Origin of the sequence: Haemophilus sp. UMB1048 (assembly GCF_030218125.1) — a bacterium.
Lineage (GTDB): Bacteria > Pseudomonadota > Gammaproteobacteria > Enterobacterales > Pasteurellaceae > Haemophilus_D.
On record NZ_JASOPB010000067.1, the window covers coordinates 1 to 300 of the forward strand.

Below are 300 nucleotides of genomic sequence, written 5' to 3' on the forward strand. Positions count from 1 at the left end.
GTACAGAACCGCCGCCAACCGCCAGCAGAAAAGTCACTTTTTGTTCGCGAACCAGTTTCACGGCGTTCATCAGCGTTTCATAAGCCGGGTTTGGTTCAATACCGCCAAATTCCAGCACGTCCATGCCTTTCAGGGCATCCAGAACTTGATCGAGAACGCCGGTTTTTTTCACGCTGCCGCCGCCGTAGGTAATCAATACGCGAGCATCGTGAGGAATTTGTTCGCGTAAACCAGCGATTGCGCCTTTACCAAACAGAATGCGGGTTGGGGTGTGCAGATTAAAGTTGTTCATTACTTGCT

General features: G+C 50.7%; 1 protein-coding gene. It reads right to left on the minus strand.

Features of this window, described 5'->3' with window-relative positions:
- Positions 1–300 (minus strand): iron-containing alcohol dehydrogenase (locus QP437_RS09905; RefSeq protein ID WP_285267718.1); only part of this gene is annotated, 300 nt, incomplete at both ends.